25 protein-coding genes are annotated in these 24,490 nt (G+C 61.8%); 12 read left to right on the top strand and 13 right to left on the bottom strand.

Annotation, left to right across the window (positions count from 1 at the left end; translation table 11 throughout):
- Positions 1 to 80: 80 nt before the first annotated feature.
- Positions 81 to 1,262: an NO-inducible flavohemoprotein gene (gene hmpA, locus K1567_RS21250; protein ID WP_169868785.1), complete on the bottom strand. Its 1,182-nt coding sequence runs from the start codon at positions 1,260 to 1,262 to the stop codon at positions 81 to 83.
- A gap of 147 nt (positions 1,263 to 1,409) precedes the next feature.
- Between hmpA and norR the strand changes: the two genes are divergently transcribed.
- A complete protein-coding gene (gene norR / locus K1567_RS21245; RefSeq protein WP_034100512.1) occupies positions 1,410 to 2,951 on the top strand; it encodes a nitric oxide reductase transcriptional regulator NorR in 1,542 nt (513 codons plus the stop codon).
- Positions 2,952 to 3,185: 234 nt separating this feature from the next.
- Here norR and K1567_RS21240 read toward each other — a convergent pair whose 3' ends face one another.
- A complete protein-coding gene (locus K1567_RS21240) occupies positions 3,186 to 4,088 on the bottom strand; it encodes a DMT family transporter (RefSeq protein WP_169868786.1) in 903 nt (300 codons plus the stop codon).
- A 138-nt stretch (positions 4,089 to 4,226) separates the two neighbouring features.
- Between K1567_RS21240 and K1567_RS21235 the strand changes: the two genes are divergently transcribed.
- Positions 4,227 to 5,102, top strand: a complete 876-nt coding sequence (locus K1567_RS21235; RefSeq protein WP_169868787.1) for an AraC family transcriptional regulator — start codon at positions 4,227 to 4,229, stop codon at positions 5,100 to 5,102.
- On the opposite strand, the gene K1567_RS21230 is transcribed toward K1567_RS21235, so the two are convergent.
- The 8 genes from K1567_RS21230 to K1567_RS21195 all read right to left on the bottom strand — a co-directional run bounded on the left by K1567_RS21230 (position 5,099) and on the right by K1567_RS21195 (position 15,338).
- The gene (locus K1567_RS21230) at positions 5,099 to 7,600 is read right to left on the bottom strand and encodes a LuxR C-terminal-related transcriptional regulator (RefSeq protein WP_034115054.1); all 2,502 of its coding nucleotides are present in this window, start codon (positions 7,598 to 7,600) and stop codon (positions 5,099 to 5,101) included. The genes K1567_RS21235 and K1567_RS21230 overlap by 4 nt on opposite strands.
- Before the next feature lie 154 nt (positions 7,601 to 7,754).
- Positions 7,755 to 9,113, bottom strand: a complete 1,359-nt coding sequence (locus tag K1567_RS21225; protein ID WP_034100521.1) for a DUF1329 domain-containing protein — start codon at positions 9,111 to 9,113, stop codon at positions 7,755 to 7,757.
- Positions 9,114 to 9,139: 26 nt separating this feature from the next.
- A complete protein-coding gene (locus tag K1567_RS21220) occupies positions 9,140 to 10,930 on the bottom strand; it encodes a DUF1302 domain-containing protein (protein WP_371264009.1) in 1,791 nt (596 codons plus the stop codon).
- Between the two features lie 480 nt (positions 10,931 to 11,410).
- Positions 11,411 to 12,322: an SDR family oxidoreductase gene (locus tag K1567_RS21215; protein WP_169868788.1), complete on the bottom strand. Its 912-nt coding sequence runs from the start codon at positions 12,320 to 12,322 to the stop codon at positions 11,411 to 11,413.
- A 117-nt stretch (positions 12,323 to 12,439) separates the two neighbouring features.
- Complete coding sequence (locus K1567_RS21210; protein ID WP_034115056.1) at positions 12,440 to 13,342, bottom strand: alpha/beta fold hydrolase; 903 nt, start codon at positions 13,340 to 13,342, stop codon at positions 12,440 to 12,442.
- Entirely contained in the window at positions 13,342 to 14,124 is a 783-nt protein-coding gene (locus tag K1567_RS21205) for a class II aldolase/adducin family protein (protein ID WP_034115057.1), read from the bottom strand. Before K1567_RS21205 ends, K1567_RS21210 begins: the two co-directional genes overlap by 1 nt.
- 151 nt (positions 14,125 to 14,275) lie before the next feature.
- Positions 14,276 to 14,962 carry an LrgB family protein gene (locus K1567_RS21200; protein WP_040269416.1) on the bottom strand — a complete coding sequence of 229 codons (687 nt, stop codon included), beginning with the start codon at positions 14,960 to 14,962 and terminating at the stop codon, positions 14,276 to 14,278.
- On the bottom strand, positions 14,952 to 15,338 hold the full coding sequence (locus K1567_RS21195) for a CidA/LrgA family protein (protein ID WP_034100536.1): 387 nt from the start codon (positions 15,336 to 15,338) through the stop codon (positions 14,952 to 14,954). The genes K1567_RS21200 and K1567_RS21195 overlap by 11 nt, the downstream gene beginning before the upstream one ends.
- Before the next feature lie 97 nt (positions 15,339 to 15,435).
- Between K1567_RS21195 and K1567_RS21190 the strand changes: the two genes are divergently transcribed.
- Positions 15,436 to 16,332: a LysR family transcriptional regulator gene (locus K1567_RS21190; RefSeq protein WP_169868789.1), complete on the top strand. Its 897-nt coding sequence runs from the start codon at positions 15,436 to 15,438 to the stop codon at positions 16,330 to 16,332.
- On the opposite strand, the gene K1567_RS21185 is transcribed toward K1567_RS21190, so the two are convergent.
- A complete protein-coding gene (locus K1567_RS21185; RefSeq protein ID WP_034100540.1) occupies positions 16,313 to 16,768 on the bottom strand; it encodes a flavodoxin in 456 nt (151 codons plus the stop codon). The two genes, K1567_RS21190 and K1567_RS21185, sit on opposite strands and share 20 nt — an antisense overlap.
- 129 nt (positions 16,769 to 16,897) lie before the next feature.
- Here K1567_RS21185 and K1567_RS21180 point away from each other — a divergent pair, with 129 nt between their 5' ends.
- Both K1567_RS21180 and K1567_RS21175 read left to right on the top strand, forming a co-directional pair.
- Positions 16,898 to 17,365: a PAS domain S-box protein gene (locus K1567_RS21180; RefSeq protein ID WP_034100542.1), complete on the top strand. Its 468-nt coding sequence runs from the start codon at positions 16,898 to 16,900 to the stop codon at positions 17,363 to 17,365.
- 58 nt (positions 17,366 to 17,423) lie between these two features.
- Positions 17,424 to 18,029 carry a hypothetical protein gene (locus K1567_RS21175; RefSeq protein WP_034100543.1) on the top strand — a complete coding sequence of 202 codons (606 nt, stop codon included), beginning with the start codon at positions 17,424 to 17,426 and terminating at the stop codon, positions 18,027 to 18,029.
- Positions 18,030 to 18,031: 2 nt separating this feature from the next.
- On the opposite strand, the gene K1567_RS21170 is transcribed toward K1567_RS21175, so the two are convergent.
- Positions 18,032 to 18,991, bottom strand: a complete 960-nt coding sequence (locus K1567_RS21170) for a MerR family transcriptional regulator (protein ID WP_220698835.1) — start codon at positions 18,989 to 18,991, stop codon at positions 18,032 to 18,034.
- A 213-nt stretch (positions 18,992 to 19,204) separates the two neighbouring features.
- On the opposite strand from K1567_RS21170, the gene K1567_RS21165 reads away from it, so the two are divergent.
- The 6 genes from K1567_RS21165 (at position 19,205) to K1567_RS21140 (ending at position 22,203) form a co-directional block, all read left to right on the top strand.
- A complete protein-coding gene (locus tag K1567_RS21165; protein ID WP_034139260.1) occupies positions 19,205 to 19,765 on the top strand; it encodes an antibiotic biosynthesis monooxygenase in 561 nt (186 codons plus the stop codon).
- A 57-nt stretch (positions 19,766 to 19,822) separates the two neighbouring features.
- Positions 19,823 to 20,533 carry a dihydromonapterin reductase gene (gene folM / locus K1567_RS21160; protein WP_040269422.1) on the top strand — a complete coding sequence of 237 codons (711 nt, stop codon included), beginning with the start codon at positions 19,823 to 19,825 and terminating at the stop codon, positions 20,531 to 20,533.
- Positions 20,534 to 20,552: 19 nt separating this feature from the next.
- Positions 20,553 to 21,113: a GTP cyclohydrolase I FolE gene (gene folE, locus K1567_RS21155; protein WP_034100547.1), complete on the top strand. Its 561-nt coding sequence runs from the start codon at positions 20,553 to 20,555 to the stop codon at positions 21,111 to 21,113.
- A gap of 2 nt (positions 21,114 to 21,115) precedes the next feature.
- Positions 21,116 to 21,487 (top strand): dihydroneopterin triphosphate 2'-epimerase, encoded by a 372-nt coding sequence (gene folX, locus K1567_RS21150; protein ID WP_034100548.1) that lies wholly within the window; start codon positions 21,116 to 21,118, stop codon positions 21,485 to 21,487.
- A gap of 85 nt (positions 21,488 to 21,572) precedes the next feature.
- Positions 21,573 to 21,869, top strand: a complete 297-nt coding sequence (locus K1567_RS21145) for a DUF1244 domain-containing protein (protein WP_034100549.1) — start codon at positions 21,573 to 21,575, stop codon at positions 21,867 to 21,869.
- Entirely contained in the window at positions 21,862 to 22,203 is a 342-nt protein-coding gene (locus K1567_RS21140) for a HopJ type III effector protein (RefSeq protein ID WP_034100550.1), read from the top strand. The genes K1567_RS21145 and K1567_RS21140 overlap by 8 nt, the downstream gene beginning before the upstream one ends.
- 229 nt (positions 22,204 to 22,432) lie before the next feature.
- On the opposite strand, the gene trxB is transcribed toward K1567_RS21140, so the two are convergent.
- Positions 22,433 to 23,395, bottom strand: coding sequence for a thioredoxin-disulfide reductase (gene trxB, locus K1567_RS21135; protein ID WP_034115064.1), 963 nt, complete (start codon positions 23,393 to 23,395; stop codon positions 22,433 to 22,435).
- 293 nt (positions 23,396 to 23,688) lie between these two features.
- Here trxB and cysZ point away from each other — a divergent pair, with 293 nt between their 5' ends.
- Positions 23,689 to 24,474, top strand: coding sequence for a sulfate transporter CysZ (gene cysZ / locus K1567_RS21130; RefSeq protein WP_034115065.1), 786 nt, complete (start codon positions 23,689 to 23,691; stop codon positions 24,472 to 24,474).
- The last annotated feature ends 16 nt before the right edge of the window (positions 24,475 to 24,490 follow it).

Genomic DNA, 24,490 nt, shown 5'->3' with positions numbered 1-24,490 from the left:
TTGGGGCCGCTTCGCAGCCCAGCGCGGGGCAAGCCCGCTCACCACAGCAGGCCCCCTCCCACATTGTTGACCTATAGGTCCTATTCCAAGGCCGCCGCCGGGCCGAAGAATTCGTAGCGGCTTTGTTTCTCGGGTACGCCCAAGGCCTTGAGGTGGCGTTTGATCGCGGCCATGAAGCCTTTAGGTCCCAGGAAGTAAGCATCCAGGTCGCGCTGTTCAGGCAACCATGCGGCCAGTTGTTCCTGGCTGAGCAGGCCGACCTTGTCCGCCGCCGGGCTCACGCCGTCGTCTTCGGCATAGCAATAGAAACGCTTGAGCTGCGGGTGCTTGACCGCCAGGGCGTCGACCCAGTCGCGAAACGCATGCACGCCGCCGTTACGCGCGCAGTGGATAAAATGCACCGGGCGCTCGGTGGCCAGCGCCGCTTCGAGCATCGGCAGGGTCGGGGTGATGCCTACGCCGCCGCTGATCAGCACCAACGGCTTATCGCTGGCGGCCAGGGTGAACTCTCCCGCCGGCGGGAACAGGTCGAGGGTCGCGCCCACCTGCAACTCATCATGCAGGTAATTGGACACTCGCCCGCCGGCTTCACGCTTGACGCTGATACGGTACTGCCCAGCATCGCTCAACGCCGAGAGGGAATAGTTGCGACGCACCTCTTCGCCGTCCAACACCAGCGTCATACCGATGTACTGGCCTGGCGCAGCCGCCAGGATCGGGCCGTTATCCACCGGGGTGAAATAGAAGGAGGTGATCTCGGCGCTCTCCTCTACCCGCTTGACCAGCGTGAACGACCGCGCACCGCGCCAGCCGCCAGGGGCTTGGGCTTTCTCGTCGTAAATGGCCGCTTCGGCGCCGATCAGGATATCCGCCAATTGCCCGTAGGCCGCGCCCCAGGCATTCATCACCTCCGGCGTGGCGATCTCGCTGCCCAGCACTTCAGAAATCGCCCGCAGCAGGCAGGCGCCCACAATCGGGTAATGCTCCGGCAGGATCTGCAAGGCCACATGTTTATTGATGATCTTGGCCACCAGATCGCCCAGTTGATCCAACTGGTCAATATGTCGCGCGTACATCAGCACCCCATTGGCCAGGGCGCGGGGCTGATCGCCGCTGGCCTGGTGGGCCTGGTTGAACAGCGGGCGAACTTCGGGGTACTCGGACAGCATCATGCGGTAGAAATGGGTGATCAGCGCTTCGCCGCCACTTTCCAACAGAGGCACGGTGGATTTGACGATGGCACGGTCTTGGGCACTAAGCATGAGAGCCTCCAGGGCTTCTTTAAGGATTACCCTTGAGTACTCAGCATTCGTGCCAACTAAAAATTCGTTATTTATCAGCTATTTGAAATAGATGTAGTCAGTATGACTTCCTACACGCTAGAGTCATAAGGACTACAAGGAGTCATTATGACTGCGCACTCACTGCTCACCACCCTCCTGCCTTTAGTGGCCGACCTGTCCCGCGATCTGCCGGAGGGCGAGCGTTACCGCCGCTTGCTGCAAGCCATGCGCACTCTGCTGCCCTGCGACGCCGCCGCGCTGTTGCGCCTGGACGGTGAAGCGCTGGTGCCGCTGGCGGTGGACGGCCTGAGCGCCGATACCCTGGGCCGACGCTTCAAGGTCAGCGAACACCCACGGTTTGCGGTGTTGCTCGCCAGCCCCGGCCCCACGCGCTTCGACAGCGACAGCGAGTTGCCCGACCCGTATGACGGCCTGGTGGACGGCCTGCACGGGCACCTGCCAGTGCATGACTGCATGGGCTGCCCGTTGTTTGTCGACGACCGGCCCTGGGGCCTGCTGACCCTCGATGCGCTCGACACCGAGCGCTTCGAACGGGTCGAGCTGGACGCCCTGCAAGCCTTCGCCAGCCTGGCCGCCGCCACCGTCAATGTGGCCGAACGCATCGAACGCCTGGCCCTGCGCGCCGAAGACGAACACCAACGCGCCGAAATCTACCGTCAGGCCAGCGGCCAACAACACAAGGAAATGATCGGCCAGAGCAAAAGCCACAAGCGCCTGGTGGAAGAAATCAAACTGGTGGGCGGCAGCGACCTCACCGTGCTGATCACCGGTGAAACCGGGGTGGGCAAGGAGTTGGTGGCCCAGGCGATTCACGCCGCTTCGGCGCGTGCCGACAAACCGCTGATCAGCCTCAACTGCGCGGCCCTGCCGGAAACCCTGGTGGAGAGCGAGCTGTTCGGTCATGTGCGTGGCGCCTTCACCGGCGCGCTGAACGAGCGTCGGGGCAAGTTCGAGCTGGCCAACGGCGGCACCTTGTTTCTCGACGAAGTGGGCGAGCTGTCCCTGACGGTGCAGGCCAAACTGCTGCGGGTGCTGCAAAGCGGTCAGCTGCAGCGCCTGGGCTCGGACAAGGAACACCACGTGGATGTGCGCCTGATCGCCGCCACCAACCGCGACCTGGCCGATGAGGTGCGCAATGGCCGCTATCGCGCCGACTTCTACCACCGCCTGAGTGTTTACCCGCTGCAAGTACCGGCCCTGCGCGAACGCGGTCGCGACGTGCTGCTGCTGGCGGGTTTCTTCCTCGAACAGAACCGTTCACGCATGGGCCTGGGCAGTCTGCGCCTGACCGGCGATGCCCAGGCAGCCTTGCTGGCCTACAACTGGCCAGGCAACGTGCGGGAGCTGGAACATTTGATCGGGCGCAGCGCGCTCAAGGCCCTGGGAAACTGTCGCGAACGTCCGAGGATTCTCAGCCTGAGCGCCGCCGACCTCGACCTGCCCGACGTCAGCGCGCCGCTAATCGAAGCCCAGCTACCATCGACGCCCATCACCGGCGATTTGCGCCAGGCCACCGAAGATTACCAACGGCAAATCATCAACACCTGCCTGGAACGCCACCAGCACAACTGGGCCAGCACCGCCCGCGAACTCGGCCTCAACCGCGCCAACCTCGCCCGCCTGGCCAAGCGCCTGGGGATAAAATAGCTCGCTGAACTCGGTGAAACGAGGGGGTAAGTCCTGAGGCCAGTCAGACCCACCCCAGGCAATGACTATCAAAAGTGGGAGGGGGCTTGCCCCCGATAAGGGTGCGTCAGTGATAGCTGGGCTGACTGTCACACTGTAATCGGGGGCAAGCCCCCTCCCACATTTGGTCCCGTCCAGGACAGAAATTCATTCACTGAGTCCTTTACTGATGGGCATCAGTGACTTGCCCCCTGTTCAGACTGTTCTCGTGTTCAAGACCGGACTCACAATCTTGGGCTTGCGAAATACCAACACATTCCCCGCCATCACCAACCCCAGCCCCACCAGCGCCGGGGCGGTCCACTGATAGCCCTCGGCGAACGCCGACACATTCAACGCCACCACCGGAAACAACACCGTGCAATACGCCGCACGCTCCGGCCCCATACGCCCGACCAGCGTCAAATACGCGGTAAACCCAATCACCGACCCCGGAATCACCAGGTACCACAACGCGCCGATATACCGCGCGCTCCAGTCCATCTCGAACGGAATGCCACGCAGCACACACCAGGTCGCCAGCATGGCCGCGCCATACGCCATGCCCCAGGCATTGGTGGTCAGTGGCCTGAGCCCGGCCTTCTGCTGCAAGCTCGACAACATATTGCCGGCTGAGAAACACATCGTCCCCAACAGCGCCAACCCCAGGCCCAGCAAGGTCTGCGGGCTGGCGGTGTGCCCCACCAGCTCTGGCCAGAACAACAACCCCAACCCTGCCAACCCAAGGCCACCGCCCATCAACACGTTGCGGGCCACGCGCTGGCCGAAAAAGACCCGCGCGTTCAACGCGTTCCACAGCGTCGCGGTGGAAAACACCACCGCCACCAACCCGCTGGGGATCCATTGGCTGGCCGTGAGAAAGCACATGAAGTTGACGCAAAACAGGCACAACCCCTGGGCCAGGCAGATCAGGTGCCCGCGCCGGTTCATCACCTGCAACTTGCGGCTGAGCAATAGCAACGCAAACAACACCAACGCCGCCAGGGCGAAGCGATAGACGATGGACACGGGAATCGCTACCACGCCCAGTTGCCACTTGAGGGCGATCCAGGTGGTGCCCCAGATCAGCACGGTGAGTAAGTACAGGAAAAGGTTCATGACAGGCTCCATCGATTGAGCCTCAGTGTCGCCCCCAAGGCGCGCCCGGCTCTTGCACATTCTTGCGCTTTTGTCGGGTGCGCAGCGCACAGCGCCGGCAGTGCGGAGTAGGATGCAAGGCGTCGGAGAGTACACGCCATGTCAGATCTGGAATCCCTGCAAGTCTTCCAAGCCCTCAACCGCTCGCCCCACGCCCGCCTGGAAGCCTGCGCCGAGCTGGGTGACGGCCTCGCCGCGGCGCTGTGGAGCAATCATCATGACTCCCAGGACTACCAAGCGCCGGGGCATCACACCCTGTCGTGCTATGTGGGCGGCGGCACCGGTACGTTTCGGCGCGACCGGCCCGACACCAAGGGCGGCCCCGACAAGCTGTGCATCCTGCCCGCCGAGCATCAGTCCGGGTGGGTGATCAACGGCGAAATCCGCCTGGCCCATGTGTACTTCAGCCAGGAACAATTTGCCCTCGGTTGCGTGACCCTGCTCGACCGCGAACCACGCACTGTGCAGTTGCACGAGAGCACGTTTGTGGAAGACCCCAGGCAAGCCCAACGCTTTCACCAGTTGATCGCCCTGAACTGGCAGGAACCCGCCGAGCGTTTGCTGACCAGCAGCCTGGCCCACGAACTGCTCAACCACACTTTGCTCAGCCAGGTCGGCCTGCGCGACGGGTTGCGTTTGAAGGGCGGACTGGCGCCGCACCAACGCCGGTTGTTGGTGGACTACATCGATTACCACTTGGAGGCTCCGCTCAGCCTCGGCCAATTGGCCGGGTTGTGCGCGTTGTCGGAATACCACTTTGCGCGGATGTTCCGTCAAAGCTTCGGCCTGCCGCCCCATCAATACCTGCTGGCGCGCCGCCTGGCTCGTGCGCAGAGTCTGTTGCGGGGCGGCACCCTGCCCCTTGGCGAGATTGCGCTGATATGCGGCTTCTCCAGCGCCAGCCATTTCACTCACCGCTTCCGCCAGGCCATGGGCGCCACGCCTGGGGAATATCGCCAGGCGTTCTGCGCCTAGGTCATCAAGCCCAACGTCTTGGCCTTGGCCACCGCCTGGGTACGCCGCTCCACGCCGAGCTTGCTGTGGATGCGCCGTGCATGGGTCTTGACGGTGTGCAGGGAGATAAACAATCGGTCGGCGATTTCCAGGTTGGAGTTGCCCAGGGCAATCAATTGCAGCACTTCCAACTCGCGCTGACTGAGTGGGTTTTCCACCGTGCCCGGGCTTGAGGCCTGGGGCTCCATCCCCAGTTCGCTCAACAGCCCCGGCGAGCGCAGACGCAATTCGCGAATCGCTTGCTGCACCTGGCAGCGCGCCGCCAATTCAAGCCCGGCGTGCAATGAACGACGCGCCAGGCCGGCATCGCCCAGTTGCCAAGCCACTTCGCCCAGCACCAGATGCAATTCGGTTTCCAGACAGAGCATGCCGCGCTGGTGGGTGGCGTCCAGCAGCGCTTGCAGGCGTGCCAGCGGCTGTTCGGCGCAACCCAGTTTTACCTCGGCCAGCACCAATAAGTATTCGAGGCGCGGGATCAACTCCAGGGTGGCCGGCGGCGCTTGTTTGGCCAGCGGCCCACGGAAGTGGCGCAGCACGCGGCGCAGCGCTTCCACGGTCAACTCGGCGCGGCCCTGCTGCAACCAGAAATGCCCGCTGACCAGCAGCAACACTGCGCGGTACACGGTGTCCGGCACCTGGCGTTGCTGCATCAGCCGTTCGGCCTCGCGCAGTTGAATGAATGCCTGGGCGTAATCGCCTCGGTTGGCCGCCAGCAGCGCCAGGCCAAGAAACCCGTAGAGCACGCGTTTGTCCTGGCTGTGCAGGCACAGGGGCAAGCCACTCTCAAAACACTCCTCGGCCAAGGCATCCTGCCCCTGGCGCAACGCCAGGTGCCCGCGGCGCAAGGCGATACGCCCGAGCAACGGTCCGGCCTTGAGCCGCTGCTTGAGCAACATCGTCTGCATATGCTCCAGCAGGCTCTGTGCCCGATGCGGCGCGCCGCGCTGTTCCAGTAACTGCGCGTGATCCAGCTCCAACAACGCTTCCAACAGCAATGAGCCATGGGCGCGCGCCAGGCACAGGGCTTCGCGGTTGAGGGTTTGTGCCACGTCCAATTCACCGCGCAGCAAGGCTTGCTGAGTGAGTCCCGACAGGCACATCAACCGCGAGGTCCAGGCGCTGTCGGGCAAGGCTTGCAAGGCCTCGATAAAGTGCGCGCGCGAACCCTCGGCGTCGCCGTCCAAATGCAGCAACCACCCCCACTGTGCCTGCCAGCGCGCCAGCAAGTGGCGCTGTTGCGCCGCCGTCGGTTGCGGGGCGAAACGCGCAAGTTGGTCGATGCACACCGCCGCCTGCTCGAAGCGCCCGGCAAACAGCAGCGCCGCCGTGACCAGCCCCACCAACTGCGCTGAACCGAGCATCAGTTCGTCGCCATGCTCCTCGTGCAGGCGCAACAGCAACACCGCGTTCTGCTGACGGAACAGGTCTTCGAAACTGAAATGCTGCAACAGGCTTACCGCCACTTCGTATTCTTCGGCCAGCAGCGCCTGTTCGAAGGCGGCCTGCCAGTCCTGCTCGGCGGTGAACCATTGGCAGGCGCGACGGTGCCAGGAGCGCTTGGTCGGCCAGGGCTCGTCGCGTATCAAGCGTGCCAGGGGTGGGAACACCTGCAACCAATCGCTGCTTTCCCACGCTTGGATAAACGCGCCGAGGGCCTGTAGGTCACGCAGGTACTGATCACCGTCGCCCGCGCCGAACAGGTGCTCGCACAGTCCGGTGTTGAAACGCGGCAGGTGGGCCAGCACGCGCCACGCGTCGGCCAGTTCGGGGGGCAACGTGCTGAACAGTTCGTGTTGCAGGTAATCGAGTAGGGTCTTGTCGGGATGCCCGTCGCCCAGCAACGCGATGCGCACACCGGCGCACCAGCCGGCGCTGAATTGCAGTACGCCCTCGACGGACTGCCCCGGCGCATGGCTGAGCAGCGCCTGGATCTCTGCGGCGCTGAAGGCCAGCTCCGCGCCGCATTCCAGCAGTTCGTCGTCCAGCAGCAGCCGCGGCCAATTGCACGCCGGCCGCCGCCGCGCGCCTAGCCACCAGGTCAGCGCCGGGCTGCTGGCGGTGAACAGGCGGTCGAGCAAGGCATCGGTTGCGGGGGCGGGCAAGCGGCAAAAGTCATCGAGGAACAACCACGCCGGCGCCTGCCAGCGACCCAGGTCCTGTAGCAACGTGGCTTCATCGGTAAAGGGCAACCCCAGGTTATGCGCCAAGCGCTGGCAGAGATCGAGGGGGTCGAGCGCCACGCCATTGAGCGGCAACCAGTACACCTGACAGCCTTCGGGCGCCTGCAATGCGCACTCGGCAAGCAACGCGCTCTTGCCACTGCCGCCGGGGGCGCACACCAACTTTACCCGCGCGGCAGACGCCAGCAACGGCTCAGCCAGTCGCGGGCGCAGCAGATGATGGGCGGACAGCCGAGGCATGAATCCAGGACGGTCCAGGCAGCGAGTCATGGCGGTCATTGCTGCATCCTGCGTTTTTATTGTTATGCAACCTGACGCGTACCCTAGACCCGTGGCGGGCGATTGTTGAAGAAGTATTCAGCGGGGTGATTGAAGGCCATGCATAAAACCCAAGGTGGGAGGGGACTAGCCTCCTCCCACCTTTGCTCCGGGATCAGCGCACGCCTTCGGCTCGCAACGCCGCCGGGGTGTAGTCCGCCGCCTTGGCCGCGAACCCGAACACGAAGCTGCTCTTCTCCTCGTTCTTCATCCCCAGCGCGATATAACGCCCGGCGATCAAGTCATACAGGGTCTCGACGGTATACGCCGGCACCTGATGGTCGTAGTAGAACTGCGAATGACCTTCGGCAACCCGCCACAGTTGGCCACGGCCGTCATAGTGATCCACCAGCGCGACTTGCCAGCTGTCTTCATCGATGTACATGTGACGCTTGGCATAGATGTGGCGCTCGCTCGGCTTGACCGTGCCGACCACTTCCCATACGCGGTGCAGCTCGTAGCGGGTCAGGTCCTGGTTGATGTGGCCGGCCTTGATGATGTCGTCGTACTTGAGCGACGGCGAGTCGAGCTTGTAGCTGTTGTAGGGGATGTACATCTCTTTTTTGCCCACCAGCTTCCAGTCATAGCGGTCGGGCGCGCCGGAGAACATGTCGAAGTTGTCGGTGGTGCGCAGGCCGTCGGACGCGGTGCCCGGCCCGTCATAGGACACTTGCGGCGCCCGCCGCACGCGGCGTTGACCGGCGTTGTAGATCCACGCCAGGCGCGGCTCTTTCACCTGGTCGAGGGTTTCGTGCACCAGCAGCACGTTACCCGCCAGGCGCGCCGGCGCGGTCACCGATTGCTTGAAGTAACTCAACACGTTGGCCGCCTTGGCCGGGTCGATATCCGGGATGGCCTGTGGCACCGCCACTTCTTCCTCGAAGCGGATCGGCGTGTAGCTGCCATTGGTCTGTGGGGTGGCCTGGGTGATGATGCGACGCAGGTTGCCGCCGTGATAACGGGTGATGTGGTTCCACAGCACTTCCACGCCATTCTTGGGAATCGGGAACGCGTAGTAACGATTGCCGGTGAAGTTCTCCAGGCCGTTACCGTCGTTGATCGCCTTTACGTTCAGCGCGCTGCGTTTGATTGATTCATAGATATCAGGCGGCAGGTTCACCGTGCGGTGGCTGGGGTAGACCGGAATCTTGTAGGTCTCGGGGTAGCGCTTGAACATCGCCACTTGGCCGTCGGACAGTTTGTCCTTGTACTTGTCCACCGTAGCGGCGGTGATCACAAACAGCGGTTTTTCATTGGCGAACGGGTCAGCCAGAAAGCCTTTGCTGTCCACCGCGCCGGCATTTTTGGGGATGCCACCGGTCCAGGCCGGGATCGAACCGTCGGCATTACCAGCCTTCTCCGCGCCCACCGGAGTGAGGGTGGTGCCAAGCTTGGCGGCTTCCTCCGGGGAAACCGCGGCCCATACGTTGGCGGCCAACAAGCTGAGGGCCAACACTGCAATTGTCTTACGCATACGTTCTTGTCCTTCTCTAAGCCAAATCAGAAGTTCACGCCGAAGCTGAGGGCGAGGAAGTCACGGTCGGTCAGGGTGTTGTAGTCGCCGCCGAAGAAGTCGGTGTAGCTGAGGCTGGCGGTGTAGGTGCTGCGGTAGTCGGCATCGACGCCCACGCTGATGGCCTTGGCGCCTTTGTTGAAGAGGCCGTTGGGGCCGTAGCCGGCAACGTCATGGGACCAGGACAGGTTGGGTTTGAGGTTCACCCCGGCAATCGCGTTGTTGTAGTCCAGGATCGCCCGCGCGCGGTAACCCCAGGACGTCGAGGTGACGAAACCGTCGGTGTCGCCCTGGAATCCGTAAGCGCCATACACCGAGTCGCGGCCGTAACGCAGTTTGGATTTGTCTTCCAGGCCCGCCACATGCACCACGGCCGCTTCGCCCACCACCGTCAGACGCTCAGCGCCCAACACCTGGTCGAAGAACTGGGTCATGGAGCTCTGGATTTGGGTGATTTCCTTGCGGCGGTAGCCGGTGTTGTCATCCCCGAAGTTGCTGCGAATCGGCGAGGCCGCCTGGCCGGCGACCGGGTTGATCAAGGCCAGGGTCAGGTCGGTGGTATTCAGTTGCACCGGCGCATTCGGCCGGTAGCTGATCTCCCCGGTCCAGGCCGTGCCGGTGGGCAACGTGGTGGAGAAACTGGCGCCGAACAGTCGGATATCTTCCGGGTAATCGAGGTAGTACTGGCCACGCCCGAGCATCAGGCTTTGCACCAGGCCCGCACCGGAGCCGGGTGCCAGGCCATTGGCCGCGCCGGCGATGGCGCCGAGGGTGGCCAGGCTGGTGTTGTTGGTGATGGTGCCCACGGTCGGGGTACGGCTGTGGTAGTTCATGAAGTACAGGCCGTACTCGGTGTCGTCGCCCAACCAGCGCAACGCGGCGCCGAACTGGCCGGAATCCCGCGCATCGCGGTCGCCGGCACGCCGTACGATCACCCCTTCATTGGCCACACTAAAACCCTGGCCGAACGCCGCCGCTACCGGTTGCAAAGGGCGGATGGCCGGGTTGCCGACGGTGTAGTTATTGGTGCAACCGTCCGCCGCCACATCGCCACCGAAGAACGTGCCGCAGTTGTCCAACACGGTCTGGTCCCATTCCAGCTGATAGAAACCTTCCACGGTCAGCTGGTTGGTCAGGCTCTGGGACGCAAACAGCATGTTCACCGGGATCAGGCCTTCCTTGATCTCGGCGCCCGGCCGACGAAACGCCGACACGTCGATCGGGTTGATGCTGTTGATGGAGTTACCGATGAAGGTGCTTTCGCCCCAACTGACCACCTGCTTACCGGCGCGCACGGTGCCCGGCAGGTCGCCCAGGGAATAGTTGTGGTAGACGAACGCATCGAGGATCTCTGCGCCGCTGGATTTGGCGCCTTCCTTGCGGTTGTGGTCGCTGATGGGCTTGAACTCGCGGTCTTCGTCCTTGAGTTCGAAGTCGTACCAGTATTTGCCGCGCACGAACACGCCGGTATCGCCGTACTTCAGCTCCAGATCGTGCAAGCCTTTAAAGATTTTGGAGAAGGTCTCGCCCTTCTTGAAGTTGAGGCGTCCGTCATCCCCCGTGGAAGCCTGGCCCGTGCCGCCGTTGACGGTGCCCACGAGCTTCTTGTCGGCATCGCGCATGCCCCAACTCGAACCGACCGACAGCGACGAATCGAATTGCCCTTCGATCTCGCCAATGTTGAACGAAACAGCCTGCGCCTGAGCACAGCAACCCAACGCAACCGCAGCAGCCAGCGCCTGTGGCGTGAAGATGGCGCGCATTGTTGTTTTTGTCATGCGTCTTCCCCGGTGAGTGACAGAAGGCCCCACCCTACTGCCGCGCATCAGGAGCGATAAGCGCACCAAGGAGGGATTCGTGTTGTCGTTCGAAAGGATTACAGGCCGCTCTGGCTGGGTGCGGGCGCGGGTATGCGCCGGGTGGATGGCGCACTATCAGGAGCATGGATGGCGAACTTAAGACTGTTGCCGGATACGTAACAGTCCTTGTCCTGAACCGCTATTACTCATCTTGTTACAAACCGCTATTCTGCCCGGGCTTTCAGGGCAAACCGCCCGCTTCCAGGTTTGGAAGACAAGCTCAAGTTCAATAGATTGATGCCTTCTTTCAATCTGTTACCGGTGTTCACTGACGTTGATTTGTTGCTCCTTGATCAAACGTCTTACTTCGGCCGCTGCCTGTGCAGCGGCCTTTTTTATGCGCGAAACAAACGGGGCGCCATCAGCGCCCCGTGGGATTCAAGCATGTTCAGGCAATGATCACAGGCTGTATTTCTGCAAGTTGGCCATCATCTCCTTCAACGCTTCGATATTGTCCTTGGGGTGCGCGGCGCCTTCGAAGTCGCAGATCTGCGCCCAATGGGCGGCCACGTCGTCCGGGGAGAACCCGGCTTCGGGGTCGAAGCCCACGCCCAGGCTGCGCTCCCAGCGGGTCTTGCCGATCCAGCCGCCGCCCACTTCGAACAGCCCCGAGGTTTCCTGGCAGGCCTCACTGCCCAAGTACACCACCAGCGGGCTGACCAGCTCCGGCTTGAGGCGTTCGAACACCTGCGGCGGAATCAGGCCTTCGGTCATGCGCGTGGCGCCGGTCGGGGCGATGGCGTTGACCAGGATGTTGTTCTTGCGGCCTTCCAGCGCCAGGGTGCGGGTCAGGCCGTACAGGCCGAGCTTGGCCATGCCGTAGTTGGACTGGCCGAAGTTGCCGTAGATGCCCGAGGTGGACGCGGTGAAGATCACCCGGCCATAACCTTGCTCGCGCAGATGGGGCCAGGCGGCGCGGGTGACTTTGTAGGCGCCTTCGACATGCACCCGGTAAACCAGGTCCCAGTCACTGTCGTTCATTTTATGAAAGGTTTTGTCCCGCAGAATGCCGGCGTTGTTGACCACCACGTCGATACGGCCAAACGCATCGAGAGCGTTCTGCACGATCTTGTCACCGTCGGTGACAGAGTCATGGTTGGCCTCGGCGATACCGCCCGCCGCACGAATCTCCGCCACCACACGGTCAGCCGCCGACGCACTGGCGCCCTCGCCCTGGGTCGAACCGCCGAGATCGTTGACCAGCACCTTGGCGCCATGCCGGGCGAACAACAGCGCATGGGCCCGGCCCAAGCCGCCGCCGGCACCGGTGACGATCACGACCTTATCCTGAAACTGCACTGACTCACTCATACCGAACTCCAATGGCGACAATGGGAATGGCTGGAGTGTCAGGCACAGGGCCTTTGGTCACAATAAATACGGTCGCGGCTGAATGGTGCGCGATAAGGCTGAGGGATATTGCGTGCCTCAGGAATAGGCCACCTGCGACGCGGGCCGCCCGACCCGATCACGAAATGCCAGGTAGTGCTTGAGCACCTGCACCGGCGCCTCGACCTGTGGGTAATGGCCGATATTGGCCAGCAGCACCGTGTCGGCATTCGGTATCAACTGCTGGTAACGCTCCACCATGTGGGCACCGGAAATCGGGTCGATCTCGCCGTCGATCACCCGCAACGGCACGCCTCCCCTTTGCATGGCTTGCACCCAACGATCGCGCAGGCGCCGACGTTGGGGGATGTAAGCGATCAATTTGTGCAAGATGCGCGGGCCATCGTTGCAACTGATCAGGCTCCAGTAATCATCCAGGGCACTTTCGCTGGGGCGGGTGGAGGGGCCGAAAATCTGGCTGAAGCTTTTCGACAGGGCATTGCGCCCGAAGGCCCGCCCGATCATCCAGCCCAATGGGCTGAGAAGGAGTTTCTGCACCAGCGCCGGGCGATGGGTTTCCGGAAACAGCCCACCGTTGAGAAACACCCCGCTGGCCATCCGGAAGCGGCCTTCATAGTGCCGCGCCAGCAGTTCCTGGGCGACGCTGTCGCCATAGTCGTGGGCCAACACATGCACCGGTTGACCCACACGCAGGTGGTCGAGCAGGGCCTGCTGCAAATCCGCCTGTTCCAGCAGGCAGTAGCCATGGTCCATGGGCTTGTCCGAATCGCCGAAACCGAGCATGTCGCAGGCGATCACCAGGTAGCGCTGGGCCAGGGCTTGCCACAGGTAATGCCAGTCCCAACTGGCCGTGGGAAAACCGTGGATCAGCAACAGCGGCTCGCCCTGCCCCGCTACCCAGTAGCGGATGGTACGGCCATGAAAGTCGAAATCCTGGCCACGCTTGCGCCAGGCTCGAAGCGGGATCTCGGCGATTGGCATCAGGTTTTATACCCAGGGTTTTGATGGTCCAGCTTACGCAACAACGCCGGCCAGGCCAGCGCGCCGCCCATGCCTTGAGCGCTCTTGGTGACGGCCGCGCTCATGGCCTTCGCTCCCGCGAGAATCTGCGGCTCGATGCCAATCAGCTCGGCGCCGCCGGTTTGCGCCAGTACTTGGATTTCGCAGGCGCGCTGGAAGATAAACATCATTAGGAACGTGTCGGCGATGCTGGCGCCACAGGTCAGCAGGCCATGGTTGTGCAACATCAGAAATTGACTGTCGCCCAGATCGGCTTGCAGGCGGGCCTTTTCCTCGTGGTTCAGCGCCACCCCTTCGTAAGCGTGATAGGCCAGGCTGGAGAGCACGAAGATCGATTGCTGACTGATGGGCAATACGCCCTGTTTCTGCGCAGCCACGGCGACACCGGCGGCGGTGTGGGTGTGCAGCACGCAGGTCACATCGTGGCGCACTTCATGGATGGCGCTGTGGATGGTGTAGCCGGCCGGGTTGATGTCATAGGGGCTGTCCATGCGCTTGTTGCCGGCCTGGTCGACCTTGACCAGGCTCGACGCGGTAATCTCGTGGAACATCAGGCCGTAGGGGTTGATCAGGAAATCGTCGGTGCCCGGCACTTTGGCCGAGATATGGGTGAAGATCAGATCGTCCCAACCATGCATCGCCACCAGGCGATAGCACGCGGCAAGGTCGACACGCGTTTGCCACTCGGCCGCGCTGACCTGGGCCTGGACATTGTGTGGCGATACAACCGGGGCTAGGCTCACGGTGATGACCTCCTTGGCGCACGTTCTTATTGTTTTTTTTGAGGGATGGGCCAGTCTAGTCAGGCGGCTTGGCTGGCGGAGTCGCCTTGGCAGCCAGCTTGATGACTGTGCGAGTCAGCTTTGAGAATAGTTGAAATTCGTACAGGCGCCGTCAGAGAAGCGCCGCCAATAAAGGCGCGGCAAACAGGTTGAGCAGGCCGGTCAGCACCATCACCAGGCCAGCCACCGAGCCTTCTTCGCCACCCACCTCATGGGCGCGGCTCACACCCGCACCATGGGCGCCTACCCCGAACAGCGCGCCACGCGCCAACGGCGTGCGCAAAGGCAGCCATTTGAGCAACACGCCGCCGAGCATGGCGCCGATCACCCCGGTGAACATCACGAATACAGCCGTGAGTTCCGGCACCCCGCCCAGGTCGGATGACACCGGCATCGCGAACGGCGTAGTGATCGAGCGCGGCACCAGCGACAACGCCACCGAGCTGTCTAACGCAAGCGCTTTGGCCAGGCCAAACGAGGTGGCGATGGAGGCTGCGCTGCCCGCCACCATCCCCAGCAACAACGCCGACCAGTGGCGCGCCAACAAACGGCGCTGCTGCCATATAGGCACCGCGAACGCCACGGTGACCGGGCCTAGCACCCCAATCAACCAGTGGGTGTCGGTGGCGTATTCGGCATAGGCGGTATGCATCGGCACCGCCACCGCCAGCAGCAACACCGGCACCAGGACCAACGGCGACAACAGATAACGCCCGGTGCGTCGATACAACCAACGGCTGAAGACATAGGCGCCGAGGGTCAGCGCAAGCCAGAACACCGGCATCAGTTCAAGCTTCATGGCGCAACCTCCAGCGGCACACCAGCTCCACGGTAAACGCCGTGACCAGCATCACCGCCAAGGTGCTGCAACCGATCACCAGCAGGATGCGCCAGCCTTCGTTGCGTACCAGGCCGCCGTAGTCCAACAGGCTCATCAATGCAGGAATAAAGAACAGCAGCATTTCCGCCATTAACACACCGGCGCCCAATTGCAGCGTGGCCGGTTGCACCAAGCCACTGGCGAAGGCCACCAGCAACAAGCCCAGGCCCACCACGCCGCCGGGAATCGGCCAGGCCAGCCAGGCGGCCAATTGGCATCCCAGCAGGTAGATAGCCAGCAGCACCACCAGTTCGGTCAACAGGCGGCCAAGGGGTTTAAAGGTAAGACGATTCATGGTTGGGGTCCTCGCAGGGCTTCTATTTTAAAGAGGCCATGCCTATCCCCGAAGCGAATTGTTAGACTGCCAGCCATTCCAGACTGGAATCGGACCCATGGAATTCAAACAGCTGCGCAGTTTTGTCGAAGTGGTTCATCGCGGTGGGTTTACCCAGGCCGGTAAAACCCTGCACATCAGCCAATCGGCGGTCAGTAAGCAGGTCGCACAATTGGAATACAGCCTCGGCACGCCGCTGCTGGAGCGCACCGGTTCGCACATTCGGTTGACCGCCGCCGGCCGCGTCGTGTTGCAACGCGCCGAAGCCATGCTGCGCTTGCAAAGCGAACTGCAGAGCGAACTGGACGACATGCAACAGCTCACCCGTGGCGAGTTACGCCTGGGCCTGCCGCAGCTAGGCGGCGATACCTTGTTCGCCGAGCTATTTGCCGAATACCGCCGACGCTACCCCAACGTGACCATCCAATTGCTGGAAGGCGGCACGCGCAGCATCGAACAGGCGATTCTCAACGGCGAATTGGAAGTGGGCGGCAGCCTGATGCCCAGCGATCCGGCGTTTGCCTGGCAGGCGTTCTGCGATGAACCGCTGGACGCGTTGCTGCCCGTGGATCACCCCTTGGCGCAACAACCACAGGTACGCCTGGAGGCGCTGGCCGACACACCGTTCCTGATGTATCAGCGCAGCTTCGTGTTGAATGATCGGCTGCTGCAAGCCTGCCAAAGCCTGGGCTTTACCCCCAAGGAAGCCGGGCGCAGCGGCCAGGCGGATTTCCTTGCGGCCCTGGTCGCGGCCGGCCAGGGCGTGGTGCTGCTGCCCAGCGTGGTCGCCCGTGGGCTGGTGCGTCCAGGGGTGGTGCGCGTGCCCCTGCAAGCGCCGGATTATCTGCGCTGGGACATTGCTTTTATCTGGCGCGACGGCGCTTATCTGTCGAAAGCCGCCCAAGCCTGGCTGGCGCTGTTGCGTGAGTACCCACTCAACCGCGCAGTGCCGTGATCAACTCGCCCAGCCACGGTTCGGCGTCGGTTTCCGGGGTCACGCTTTCGCTGGCATCCAGGCGCAGCATCGGCAGCACTTCGCGCACGCCCAGCTCGCCGAACAGCTCGCGCATCTGCTCGCCACCGGCACAGAAGGTATCGCCGTAGCTGGCGTCGCCCAAAGCGATTACCGCGCCAGGCAAACCGCGCAAGGCAGCGGGTAGTTGATCGCGAAGTGTCGAGTACAGAGGCTGGAGGTTGTCGGGCAATTCACCCATGCCGGTGGTGGACGTCACGGCCACGAGCGCCTGGGGGGCATACGCCTGCACGTCCGCCAGGGTGGCGCGAGGATCGTGCCAGGCCTCGAAGCCCGCGGCTTTGAGGATGCCGACAGCGTGGCGGGCCACTTCTTCTGCGGTGCCGTACACCGAGCCGGAAAGGATGGCGACTTTCATCAATCTGATCCTGTAGTTGAGCGAAAGCCTGGGATATTAACAGCTGGCGCAAAAATTTCGCGGTGCCCAGTGCAAGATTCAGCACTTGCCATAAACTGCACATTCCACCGACATGCCATGGACCGCTCAATGATTAATGCCAAGCTGATGCAACTGGTCATCAATGCGTCGAACGACGGTATCGTCGTCGCCGAACGCGAAGGCAAAGACAAACCGCTGATTTACGTCAACCCGGCATTCGAACGGCTGACCGGTTACACCTTGGATGAAATCCTCTATCAGGACTGCCGCTTCCTGCAATCGGGCGATCGCGACCAACCCGCGCTGATGGCCATTCGCGACATACTGGAAAGCGGCGGCGCCTGCCGAGAAATCCTGCGTAATTACCGCAAGGACGGCAGTCATTTCTGGAATGAGCTGTCGCTGTCGACGGTTTATAACGAGGCCGACAAGCAGACGTATTTTGTCGGTGTGCAAAAGGATGTTACCCAGCAGGTCAAGGCCCAACAGCGCGTGGCCCAGTTGGAAGCCGAACTGGCCCAGGTCAAGGCCGAGCTTGCTGCCCTTCGCGCGACCAGCGGAACAAACAAAATTTAGAAAACAGGGTCACTAAAGGGGATAATGGCGCTTTAGCACCTCCTACCGAGCAACGGCGATGCCACGCAACGCACTTCTGACCCAGGATGAACTGGACTTCATTCAGAACATGCAGCACAACCCGCAACTCAACCTGCGGGATTCTTCGTCGAGCCTGACCGTCAACGGCGGCGCGCAGATTCGCGATCTACTCACCCGCCTCGCGGCTCATGACCATGTGACCATCCAGGCGCAGTTCGACAACCAGCAACTGACCTTCCCTTTGCAGTTGGTAGAGGACGAGTTCAATGCGGTGCATCTGCGGCTAGGCGTGCCGAGTATTTTCGAAGACGGGCCCATGATTCGCCCGTGGCGGCTGGCACTGGAAACGCCGGTGGCATTGGAGAATATCCGGGGCATCCCTGGCGCCCTGTGGGTGCATGAGGTGTCATTCAAAGGCGTGCTGGTGGAAATCCGCGGGCGCTTCAAGCCGCCGAAAACCTTCGCGTTGTGGTTCAGCCCTTCCGGCTACGAGCGCATCGCCCTGCGCGGCACGCTGCAACGGGAAACCGCGCGGGGCCTGTTCGCCTATCGCATTAGCCAGAGCAACGTGGACGAAACCGAACGCCTGCGCCACTTCATCCTGCACCAGCACCGCTTGGCTCACCCGCACGTGCATGCCTGAAATCAGGTATCGAGGCTGCCGCTGAGAAACTGCTGCAAACGGCGCTGCATCACCGGCCCGTAACTGCCCAAGCAGCCGATGGAAGAACCCGCCAGGTCGTTTTCGGCCAGGTCTGAAGCATCCCCGGCGATAAATAGCGGGCAATCCAGGGTTTGCGCCAGGCGGTTCAACCGCGCAGCCAGGTCGTGGTTATGGGCATGATTGGAGAAGATCACCAGCGCCTGGGGCTGGATCTTCTGGCAGACCAGCGTCAACTCGTCGAAAGGCTGGCCCATCCCGAGCACCGTCACGGCTAGGCCGTCGCGCGCCATCAGCAAGCCCGCCACCAGCAATTCCAACTTACGGCATTCGCCCGGCAGAGCCGCCAGTAAAACTCGACGCGGTGCTGCGGCGCTTGCCAGTTGCAGACGCTGCGATACTTGCATGCGCAGGAAGGCGTCGAAGAACAACCATTCACTGGCCTGGCCGAAGCGTCCTTGATGGCGCAGCAGCTCATTCCACAACGGCATCAGGACGTCTTGGAATGCGACGCTGACGGGGTAGGTGGCAAGCACCTGGCCGTACAGGCTCTCCAGTTGGCGGTCATCGAAACCACTGATGGCCTGTCTCAGCCGTGCCTGTAACTGCAGCCATTCATTCTCCTGCGGCGCAACCCCTTCGGCGCGGACCGCTGCAGCCTGGCGAGCATCCCGGGCGAGAATCTTGCCCACTTTACTGACCGCCACGCCACGCTCGATCCAACTGAGGATGCGATTGACCGTCTCAATATCGTGCCGGGAGTACAACCGATGCCCGCTTTCAGTGCGCATCGGTTGGATCAGACCATAGCGTCGCTCCCATGCACGCAGGGTGACGGGGTTGATGCCTGTCATTCTGGACACTTCGCGGATCGGAAACAGCTCTTGAGAATCCGTCGAGTCTGAATGCGAAATACTATCAACGGGGGCAATGATCAAAGGCATTTAAGACCAAGAACCAACGGTAAACGGGGCCTCATTTAACGCCTTTAAAGCTGTCTATTTCAAGACCTGTGCTTTTCAGACCAATGTCGCTGGTGTATTGGCTGAATTCAGGAATAATCCTTGCCTGTTTTTTCCACGTCGCTGCATTACCCCGCAGCCTCGTCTGTGTGCCACCTACCCGGTCAAGCGCACCTGTCTATTTGGAGATACACAATGTCTACCTCTCCCGTCACCCTGATGGTCGCCCGCCGTGTGGCTAAGGGACGCTACGAAGAACTGATGGCCTGGCTGCGCGAAGGCGAGCAACTGGCCACTGACTTCCCCGGTTACCTGGGTTCGGGCGTACTCGCGCCACCGCCCAACGACGATGAGTTCCAGATCATTTTCCGGTTTGCCGATGAACAGACCCTGCACGCCTGGGAGTTTTCGGCGTCGCGCAGTGCCTGGCTGAGCCGTGGCAGCGACTTGTTTGCCGACCCGTCCGAGCACCGTGTGCGTGGCATCGACGGTTGGTTCGGCGCAGTGGGTGCGCGTCCACCGCGCTGGAAGCAGGCCGTGGCGATCTGGCTGGCCTTTTTCCCGGTGTCGCTGCTGTTCAACTTTGTGTTGGGGCCGCTGCTCAACGGGCTGGAGCTGGTGCCTCGGGTGCTGGTCAGTACCCTGGCGCTGACGCCACTGATGGTTTACCTGTTCATCCCGCTGTCGACCCACCTGCTGGCGAACTGGCTGCACCCCACCCCGCCACCGCGCAAGGCCACCGAAGCGGCGGCGTGAGTACAGAGGCGGCGTGTCGCTGGTATGATTCGAGCCTGCCAGCGACGCGAGCCTCCCATGACTGCAACGAACGCCCCGATCCTGATCACCGGCGCCGGCCAGCGTGTCGGCCTGCATTGCGCCCATCGCCTGCTGGACGAGGGTCAACCGGTTATTTTCAGTTACCGCAGCGAACGCCCCGGCGTGCAGGCCTTGCGCGAACGCGGCGCGATCGACATCTTCGCTGACTTCTCCAGCGAGGCCGGGGTGCTGGCGTTTATCGCGCAAGTGCACACCCGCACTCAAAGCCTGCGCGCGATCATTCATAACGCCTCGGCCTGGATCGCGGAAACCCGGGGCGACGAAAGCCGCGCGTTTATCGACATGTTCAATGTGCACATGCTTGCGCCGTACCTGATCAACCTGCATTGTTCACCTTTGCTGCAACGCTCTTCACCCGCCGATATCGTGCATATCAGCGATGACGTGGTGCGCAAGGGCAGCCGCCAGCACATCGCCTATTGCGCCACCAAGGCCGGGCTCGACAGCCTGACCCTGTCGTTCGCCGCGCAGTTCGCGCCGCGGATCAAGGTCAACGGCATTGCGCCGGCCATGGTGATGTTCAACGAGGGTGATGACGCGGCCTATCGCGCCAAAGTCCTGGCCAAATCGGCACTGGGCATCGAGCCCGGCCCCGACGTGATCTACCAGAGCGTGCGTTACCTGTTGGATAACCCTTATGTCACCGGTACCACCCTGACCGTCAATGGCGGGCGGCATATCAAGTAAGCCGTTTTGAGGATGTTGTATGACCTTTTCCCTGCCCCACCATTACCGCGAGATCCTCATGGGCCTGGGCGAAGACCCGGAACGCGAAGGCTTGCTCGATACCCCCAAGCGCGCCGCCAAAGCCATGCAATACCTGTGTCATGGCTACGAGCAGAACCTGGAAGAGATCGTCAATGGCGCGCTGTTCGCCTCCGACAATGACGAGATGGTGATCCTCAAGGACATCGAGCTGTATTCGCTGTGCGAGCACCACCTGCTGCCCTTTATCGGCAAAGCCCATGTGGCGTATATCCCGACCGGCCGCGTGCTGGGCCTGTCGAAGCTGGCGCGCATCGTCGACATGTTCGCCCGACGCCTGCAGATCCAGGAAAACCTCACGCGGCAAATCGCCGATGCGATCCAGGAGGTCACCCAGGCCGCTGGCGTGGCTGTGGTGATCGAGGCCCAGCACATGTGCATGATGATGCGCGGCGTGGAGAAACAGAATTCAACCATGAACACCTCGGTGATGCTCGGCGCGTTTCGCGAGTCGAACACCACGCGCATGGAGTTCCTGCAACTGATTGGACGGAGCAAGTAGCAATGCCACAACTTCAACCAGGCATGGCGCGCATCCGGGTCAAGGACCTGTGCCTGCGTACCTATATCGGCATCAATGAGGACGAAATCCTCAATAAGCAGGACGTGCTGATCAACCTGACCATCCTGTATGCCGCCCAGGAAGCCGTGCGCGACAACGACATCGACCACGCGCTGAACTACCGCACTATCACCAAGGCCATCATTGCCCATGTGGAGGGCAACCGCTTTGCCCTGCTGGAGCGCCTGACCCAGGAGCTGTTGGACCTGGTGATGAGCAACGCATCGGTGCTGTATGCCGAAGTCGAAGTGGACAAGCCCCACGCGCTGCGGTTTGCCGAGTCGGTGTCGATAACGTTAGCTGCAAGCCGCTAGCTACAAGCTGCAAGCTATTGGCCAACCCCATTCCAACTTGCAGCTTGAAGCTCATCCGCTTGAAGCTGCCTCGAAGAGCCCCACGATGAACGATCAACAACGCCTCGAACTCGAAGCCGCCGCCTTCCGCCGACTGGTAGCGCATCTGGACAGCCGCAAGGACGTGCAGAATATCGACCTGATGAACCTCGCCGGCTTTTGCCGTAATTGCCTGTCCAAGTGGTACAAGGCCGAGGCCGATGAGCGCCAGATCGAGCTGAGCCTCGATGACGCCCGTGAAGTGGTGTACGGCATGCCGTACGCCGAGTGGAAAGCCCAATACCAGAAAGAAGCCAGCGCCGAGCAACAGGCCGCGTTCGCCCAAGGAAAATCCCATGACTGATCTGAACAATCTGCGCGCCAGCCTTAACAGTGGCGAGCACGCTTTTGCCGATACCCTGGCGTTTGTCGCGGCCGGTTACGATTACCAGCCCCAAGCGTTCACCAATGGCAACGTGGAAAACGCCGCTTTGCAGAACGAAGGTTCGTGCAAGACCCTGGGATTGGCCCTGCTGGAAGGCTTGAGCGATCAGGAAGCGCTGCTGGCGTTTGGGGAGCACTACCGTGCGGTGGTGGCCACGCCGGAGGGCAGTGACCATGGCAATATTCGCGCGTTGATGGCCCATGGGTTGGCCGGGGTGAGATTTGCGGCACAGCCCCTGACGCGCAAGTCCTGAGTCAGATGCAGGTAATAGGCTTGCCCAGATAGTGTCGGGTCAGCCAACTATTCAACAGCGGGTACATCTGCATCGGGGGCAAGCCCCCTTCCACAATTTTGATCGGGTCCATGCCTCCACAATGCGACAAGTTGAAGGCAAGCGCAGATTCAGTGTGGGAGGGGGCTTGCCCCCGATAGCGGTGTCCAAAAAAAACCGGCCTCGCAGCCGGTTTTTTTATATGGGCACTTTAGAACGAAGCATCCTTCAAACCGTCGAGGTAACGCTCGGCATCCAGGGCAGCCATGCAACCGGCGCCGGCCGAGGTGATGGCCTGGCGGTATACGTGGTCAGCCACGTCACCGGCGGCGAAGATACCTTCGATGTTGGTGGCGGTGGCGTTGCCTTCACGGCCGCCCTGTACCACCAGGTAACCGTCTTTGGCTTCCAATACGCCTTCGAACAGCGAAGTGTTCGGGGTGTGGCCGATGGCGATGAACACACCGTCGACTTTCAGCTCGTCGAAGCTGCCGTCGTTGTTTTTCAGGCGAGCACCGGTCACGCCCATATTGTCGCCCAGGACTTCGTCCAGGGTGGCGTTGAGCTTGAGGATGATTTTGCCTTCGGCGACGCGGGCGTGCAGCTTGTCGATCAGGATCTTTTCGGCACGGAAGGTCTCACGGCGGTGGATCAGGGTCACGGTGCTGGCGATGTTGGCCAGGTACAGCGCCTCTTCCACGGCAGTGTTGCCGCCACCAACCACGGCGACCGGCTTGTTACGGTAGAAGAAACCGTCGCAGGTGGCGCAGGCGGACACGCCCTTGCCCATAAACGCTTCTTCCGACGGCAGGCCCAGGTAACGAGCGCTGGCACCGGTGGCGATGATCAGGGCATCACAGGTGTACACGCCGCTGTCGCCGGTCAGGCTGTAAGGCTTCTTCGAGAAATCGACCTGGTTGATGTGGTCGAAAACAATTTCGGTCTCAAAGCGCTCGGCGTGTTCTTTCATACGCTCCATCAACGCCGGGCCGGTCAGGCCGTGGACGTCGCCCGGCCAGTTGTCGACTTCGGTGGTGGTGGTCAGTTGACCGCCCGCCTGCATGCCGGTGATCAGCAGCGGCTTGAGGTTGGCGCGGGCCGCATAGACGGCAGCGCTGTAACCGGCAGGGCCGGAACCGAGAATAATCACTCGCGAATGACGGGTATCAGACATGACTCGCTCCTATCGACCGCCCGAACCACAAGACGGCTGGAATAAAAAAGGACCGCGAAGCACTTGGGGAAGGCTTGAACTCGCAGATCCTGAAAAATAATGGGTGCAGCGTATAGAGGGGGGCAAGATTAAGGAAATACGGATTAACAATCCAGCTCATAGGCGGTCTCTATGCAGTCGGCGCCCTTGATCGACGCGTTTGTTACCTTTGATGTCGTCGCGCTGACCACGCTTTCGCCCTGAAGACAAAGCCGGTAAGGTCGGCGCGTTCGTCATTCTGCTCGGAGTTCGTCATGCCCGCCCCTGTTCTTTCCGGCCCGCAATACCTGCGCGAGGGCCTCAAACTGGTGTTGAGCCCCGGCCTGCGTTTGTTTGTGCTGCTGCCGCTGGCGATCAACCTGATCTTGTTCGTCGGCCTGATCTATTTTGCCGGCCATCAGTTCAGCCTGTGGGTCGATCACTTGATGCCGACCCTGCCCAGTTGGCTGAGTTTTCTCAATTATCTGCTGTGGCCACTGTTTGTGGTGCTGGTGGTGCTGATGGTGTTTTTCACCTTCACTATGCTCGCCAACATCATCGCGGCGCCGTTCAATGGCTTCCTGGCGGAGAAGGTCGAAGTGGTGGTGCGGGGCACCGATGACTTCCCACCCTTCAGTTGGGGCGAACTGATCGCCATGGTTCCCCGCACCCTGGCCCGGGAAATGCGCAAGCTGGGTTACTTCCTGCCACGGGCCATCGGCCTGTTTATCCTGTCGTTCATTCCGGTGGTCAACCTGGTCGCCGCACCGCTGTGGCTGCTGTTCGGCGTATGGATGATGGCGATCCAGTACATCGACTACCCGGCGGACAACCACAAACTGGGCTGGAACGAAATGCTCGCCTGGCTGCGCCAGAAACGCTGGCAGAGCATGAGCTTCGGCGGCGTCGTCTATCTGGTGCTATTGGTGCCGGTGGTCAACCTGTTGATGATGCCGGCGGCGGTGGCCGGCGCGACGCTGTTCTGGGTGCGTGAACAAGGGGCCGAGGCCATGGCGCAGCAACACAAAGCGACACCCGTCATAAATCCATCATCCCGATGACACATTGACGACATGG

It is taken from the genome of Pseudomonas sp. S5F11 (assembly GCF_019641515.1).
Lineage (GTDB): Bacteria > Pseudomonadota > Gammaproteobacteria > Pseudomonadales > Pseudomonadaceae > Aquipseudomonas > Aquipseudomonas rhodesiae.
The sequence above is the reverse complement of the archived record's forward strand: the minus strand, read 5'-3'. Positions and strand labels throughout refer to the sequence as shown.

What these genes read in the sequence shown, in the direction of transcription:
- hmpA (WP_169868785.1), bottom strand. Translation starts at nt 1,262, where the DNA reads ATGCTTAGTGCCCAAGACCGTGCCATCGTCAAATCCACCGTGCCTCTG.
- norR (WP_034100512.1), top strand. Translation starts at nt 1,410, where the DNA reads ATGACTGCGCACTCACTGCTCACCACCCTCCTGCCTTTAGTGGCCGAC.
- K1567_RS21240 (WP_169868786.1), bottom strand. Translation starts at nt 4,088, where the DNA reads ATGAACCTTTTCCTGTACTTACTCACCGTGCTGATCTGGGGCACCACC.
- K1567_RS21235 (WP_169868787.1), top strand. Translation starts at nt 4,227, where the DNA reads ATGTCAGATCTGGAATCCCTGCAAGTCTTCCAAGCCCTCAACCGCTCG.
- K1567_RS21230 (WP_034115054.1), bottom strand. Translation starts at nt 7,600, where the DNA reads ATGACCGCCATGACTCGCTGCCTGGACCGTCCTGGATTCATGCCTCGG.
- K1567_RS21225 (WP_034100521.1), bottom strand. Translation starts at nt 9,113, where the DNA reads ATGCGTAAGACAATTGCAGTGTTGGCCCTCAGCTTGTTGGCCGCCAAC.
- K1567_RS21220 (WP_371264009.1), bottom strand. Translation starts at nt 10,930, where the DNA reads ATGACAAAAACAACAATGCGCGCCATCTTCACGCCACAGGCGCTGGCT.
- K1567_RS21215 (WP_169868788.1), bottom strand. Translation starts at nt 12,322, where the DNA reads ATGAGTGAGTCAGTGCAGTTTCAGGATAAGGTCGTGATCGTCACCGGT.
- K1567_RS21210 (WP_034115056.1), bottom strand. Translation starts at nt 13,342, where the DNA reads ATGCCAATCGCCGAGATCCCGCTTCGAGCCTGGCGCAAGCGTGGCCAG.
- K1567_RS21200 (WP_040269416.1), bottom strand. Translation starts at nt 14,962, where the DNA reads ATGAAGCTTGAACTGATGCCGGTGTTCTGGCTTGCGCTGACCCTCGGC.
- K1567_RS21195 (WP_034100536.1), bottom strand. Translation starts at nt 15,338, where the DNA reads ATGAATCGTCTTACCTTTAAACCCCTTGGCCGCCTGTTGACCGAACTG.
- K1567_RS21190 (WP_169868789.1), top strand. Translation starts at nt 15,436, where the DNA reads ATGGAATTCAAACAGCTGCGCAGTTTTGTCGAAGTGGTTCATCGCGGT.
- K1567_RS21185 (WP_034100540.1), bottom strand. Translation starts at nt 16,768, where the DNA reads ATGAAAGTCGCCATCCTTTCCGGCTCGGTGTACGGCACCGCAGAAGAA.
- K1567_RS21180 (WP_034100542.1), top strand. Translation starts at nt 16,898, where the DNA reads ATGATTAATGCCAAGCTGATGCAACTGGTCATCAATGCGTCGAACGAC.
- K1567_RS21175 (WP_034100543.1), top strand. Translation starts at nt 17,424, where the DNA reads ATGCCACGCAACGCACTTCTGACCCAGGATGAACTGGACTTCATTCAG.
- K1567_RS21170 (WP_220698835.1), bottom strand. Translation starts at nt 18,991, where the DNA reads ATGCCTTTGATCATTGCCCCCGTTGATAGTATTTCGCATTCAGACTCG.
- K1567_RS21165 (WP_034139260.1), top strand. Translation starts at nt 19,205, where the DNA reads ATGTCTACCTCTCCCGTCACCCTGATGGTCGCCCGCCGTGTGGCTAAG.
- folM (WP_040269422.1), top strand. Translation starts at nt 19,823, where the DNA reads ATGACTGCAACGAACGCCCCGATCCTGATCACCGGCGCCGGCCAGCGT.
- folE (WP_034100547.1), top strand. Translation starts at nt 20,553, where the DNA reads ATGACCTTTTCCCTGCCCCACCATTACCGCGAGATCCTCATGGGCCTG.
- folX (WP_034100548.1), top strand. Translation starts at nt 21,116, where the DNA reads ATGCCACAACTTCAACCAGGCATGGCGCGCATCCGGGTCAAGGACCTG.
- K1567_RS21145 (WP_034100549.1), top strand. Translation starts at nt 21,573, where the DNA reads ATGAACGATCAACAACGCCTCGAACTCGAAGCCGCCGCCTTCCGCCGA.
- K1567_RS21140 (WP_034100550.1), top strand. Translation starts at nt 21,862, where the DNA reads ATGACTGATCTGAACAATCTGCGCGCCAGCCTTAACAGTGGCGAGCAC.
- trxB (WP_034115064.1), bottom strand. Translation starts at nt 23,395, where the DNA reads ATGTCTGATACCCGTCATTCGCGAGTGATTATTCTCGGTTCCGGCCCT.
- cysZ (WP_034115065.1), top strand. Translation starts at nt 23,689, where the DNA reads ATGCCCGCCCCTGTTCTTTCCGGCCCGCAATACCTGCGCGAGGGCCTC.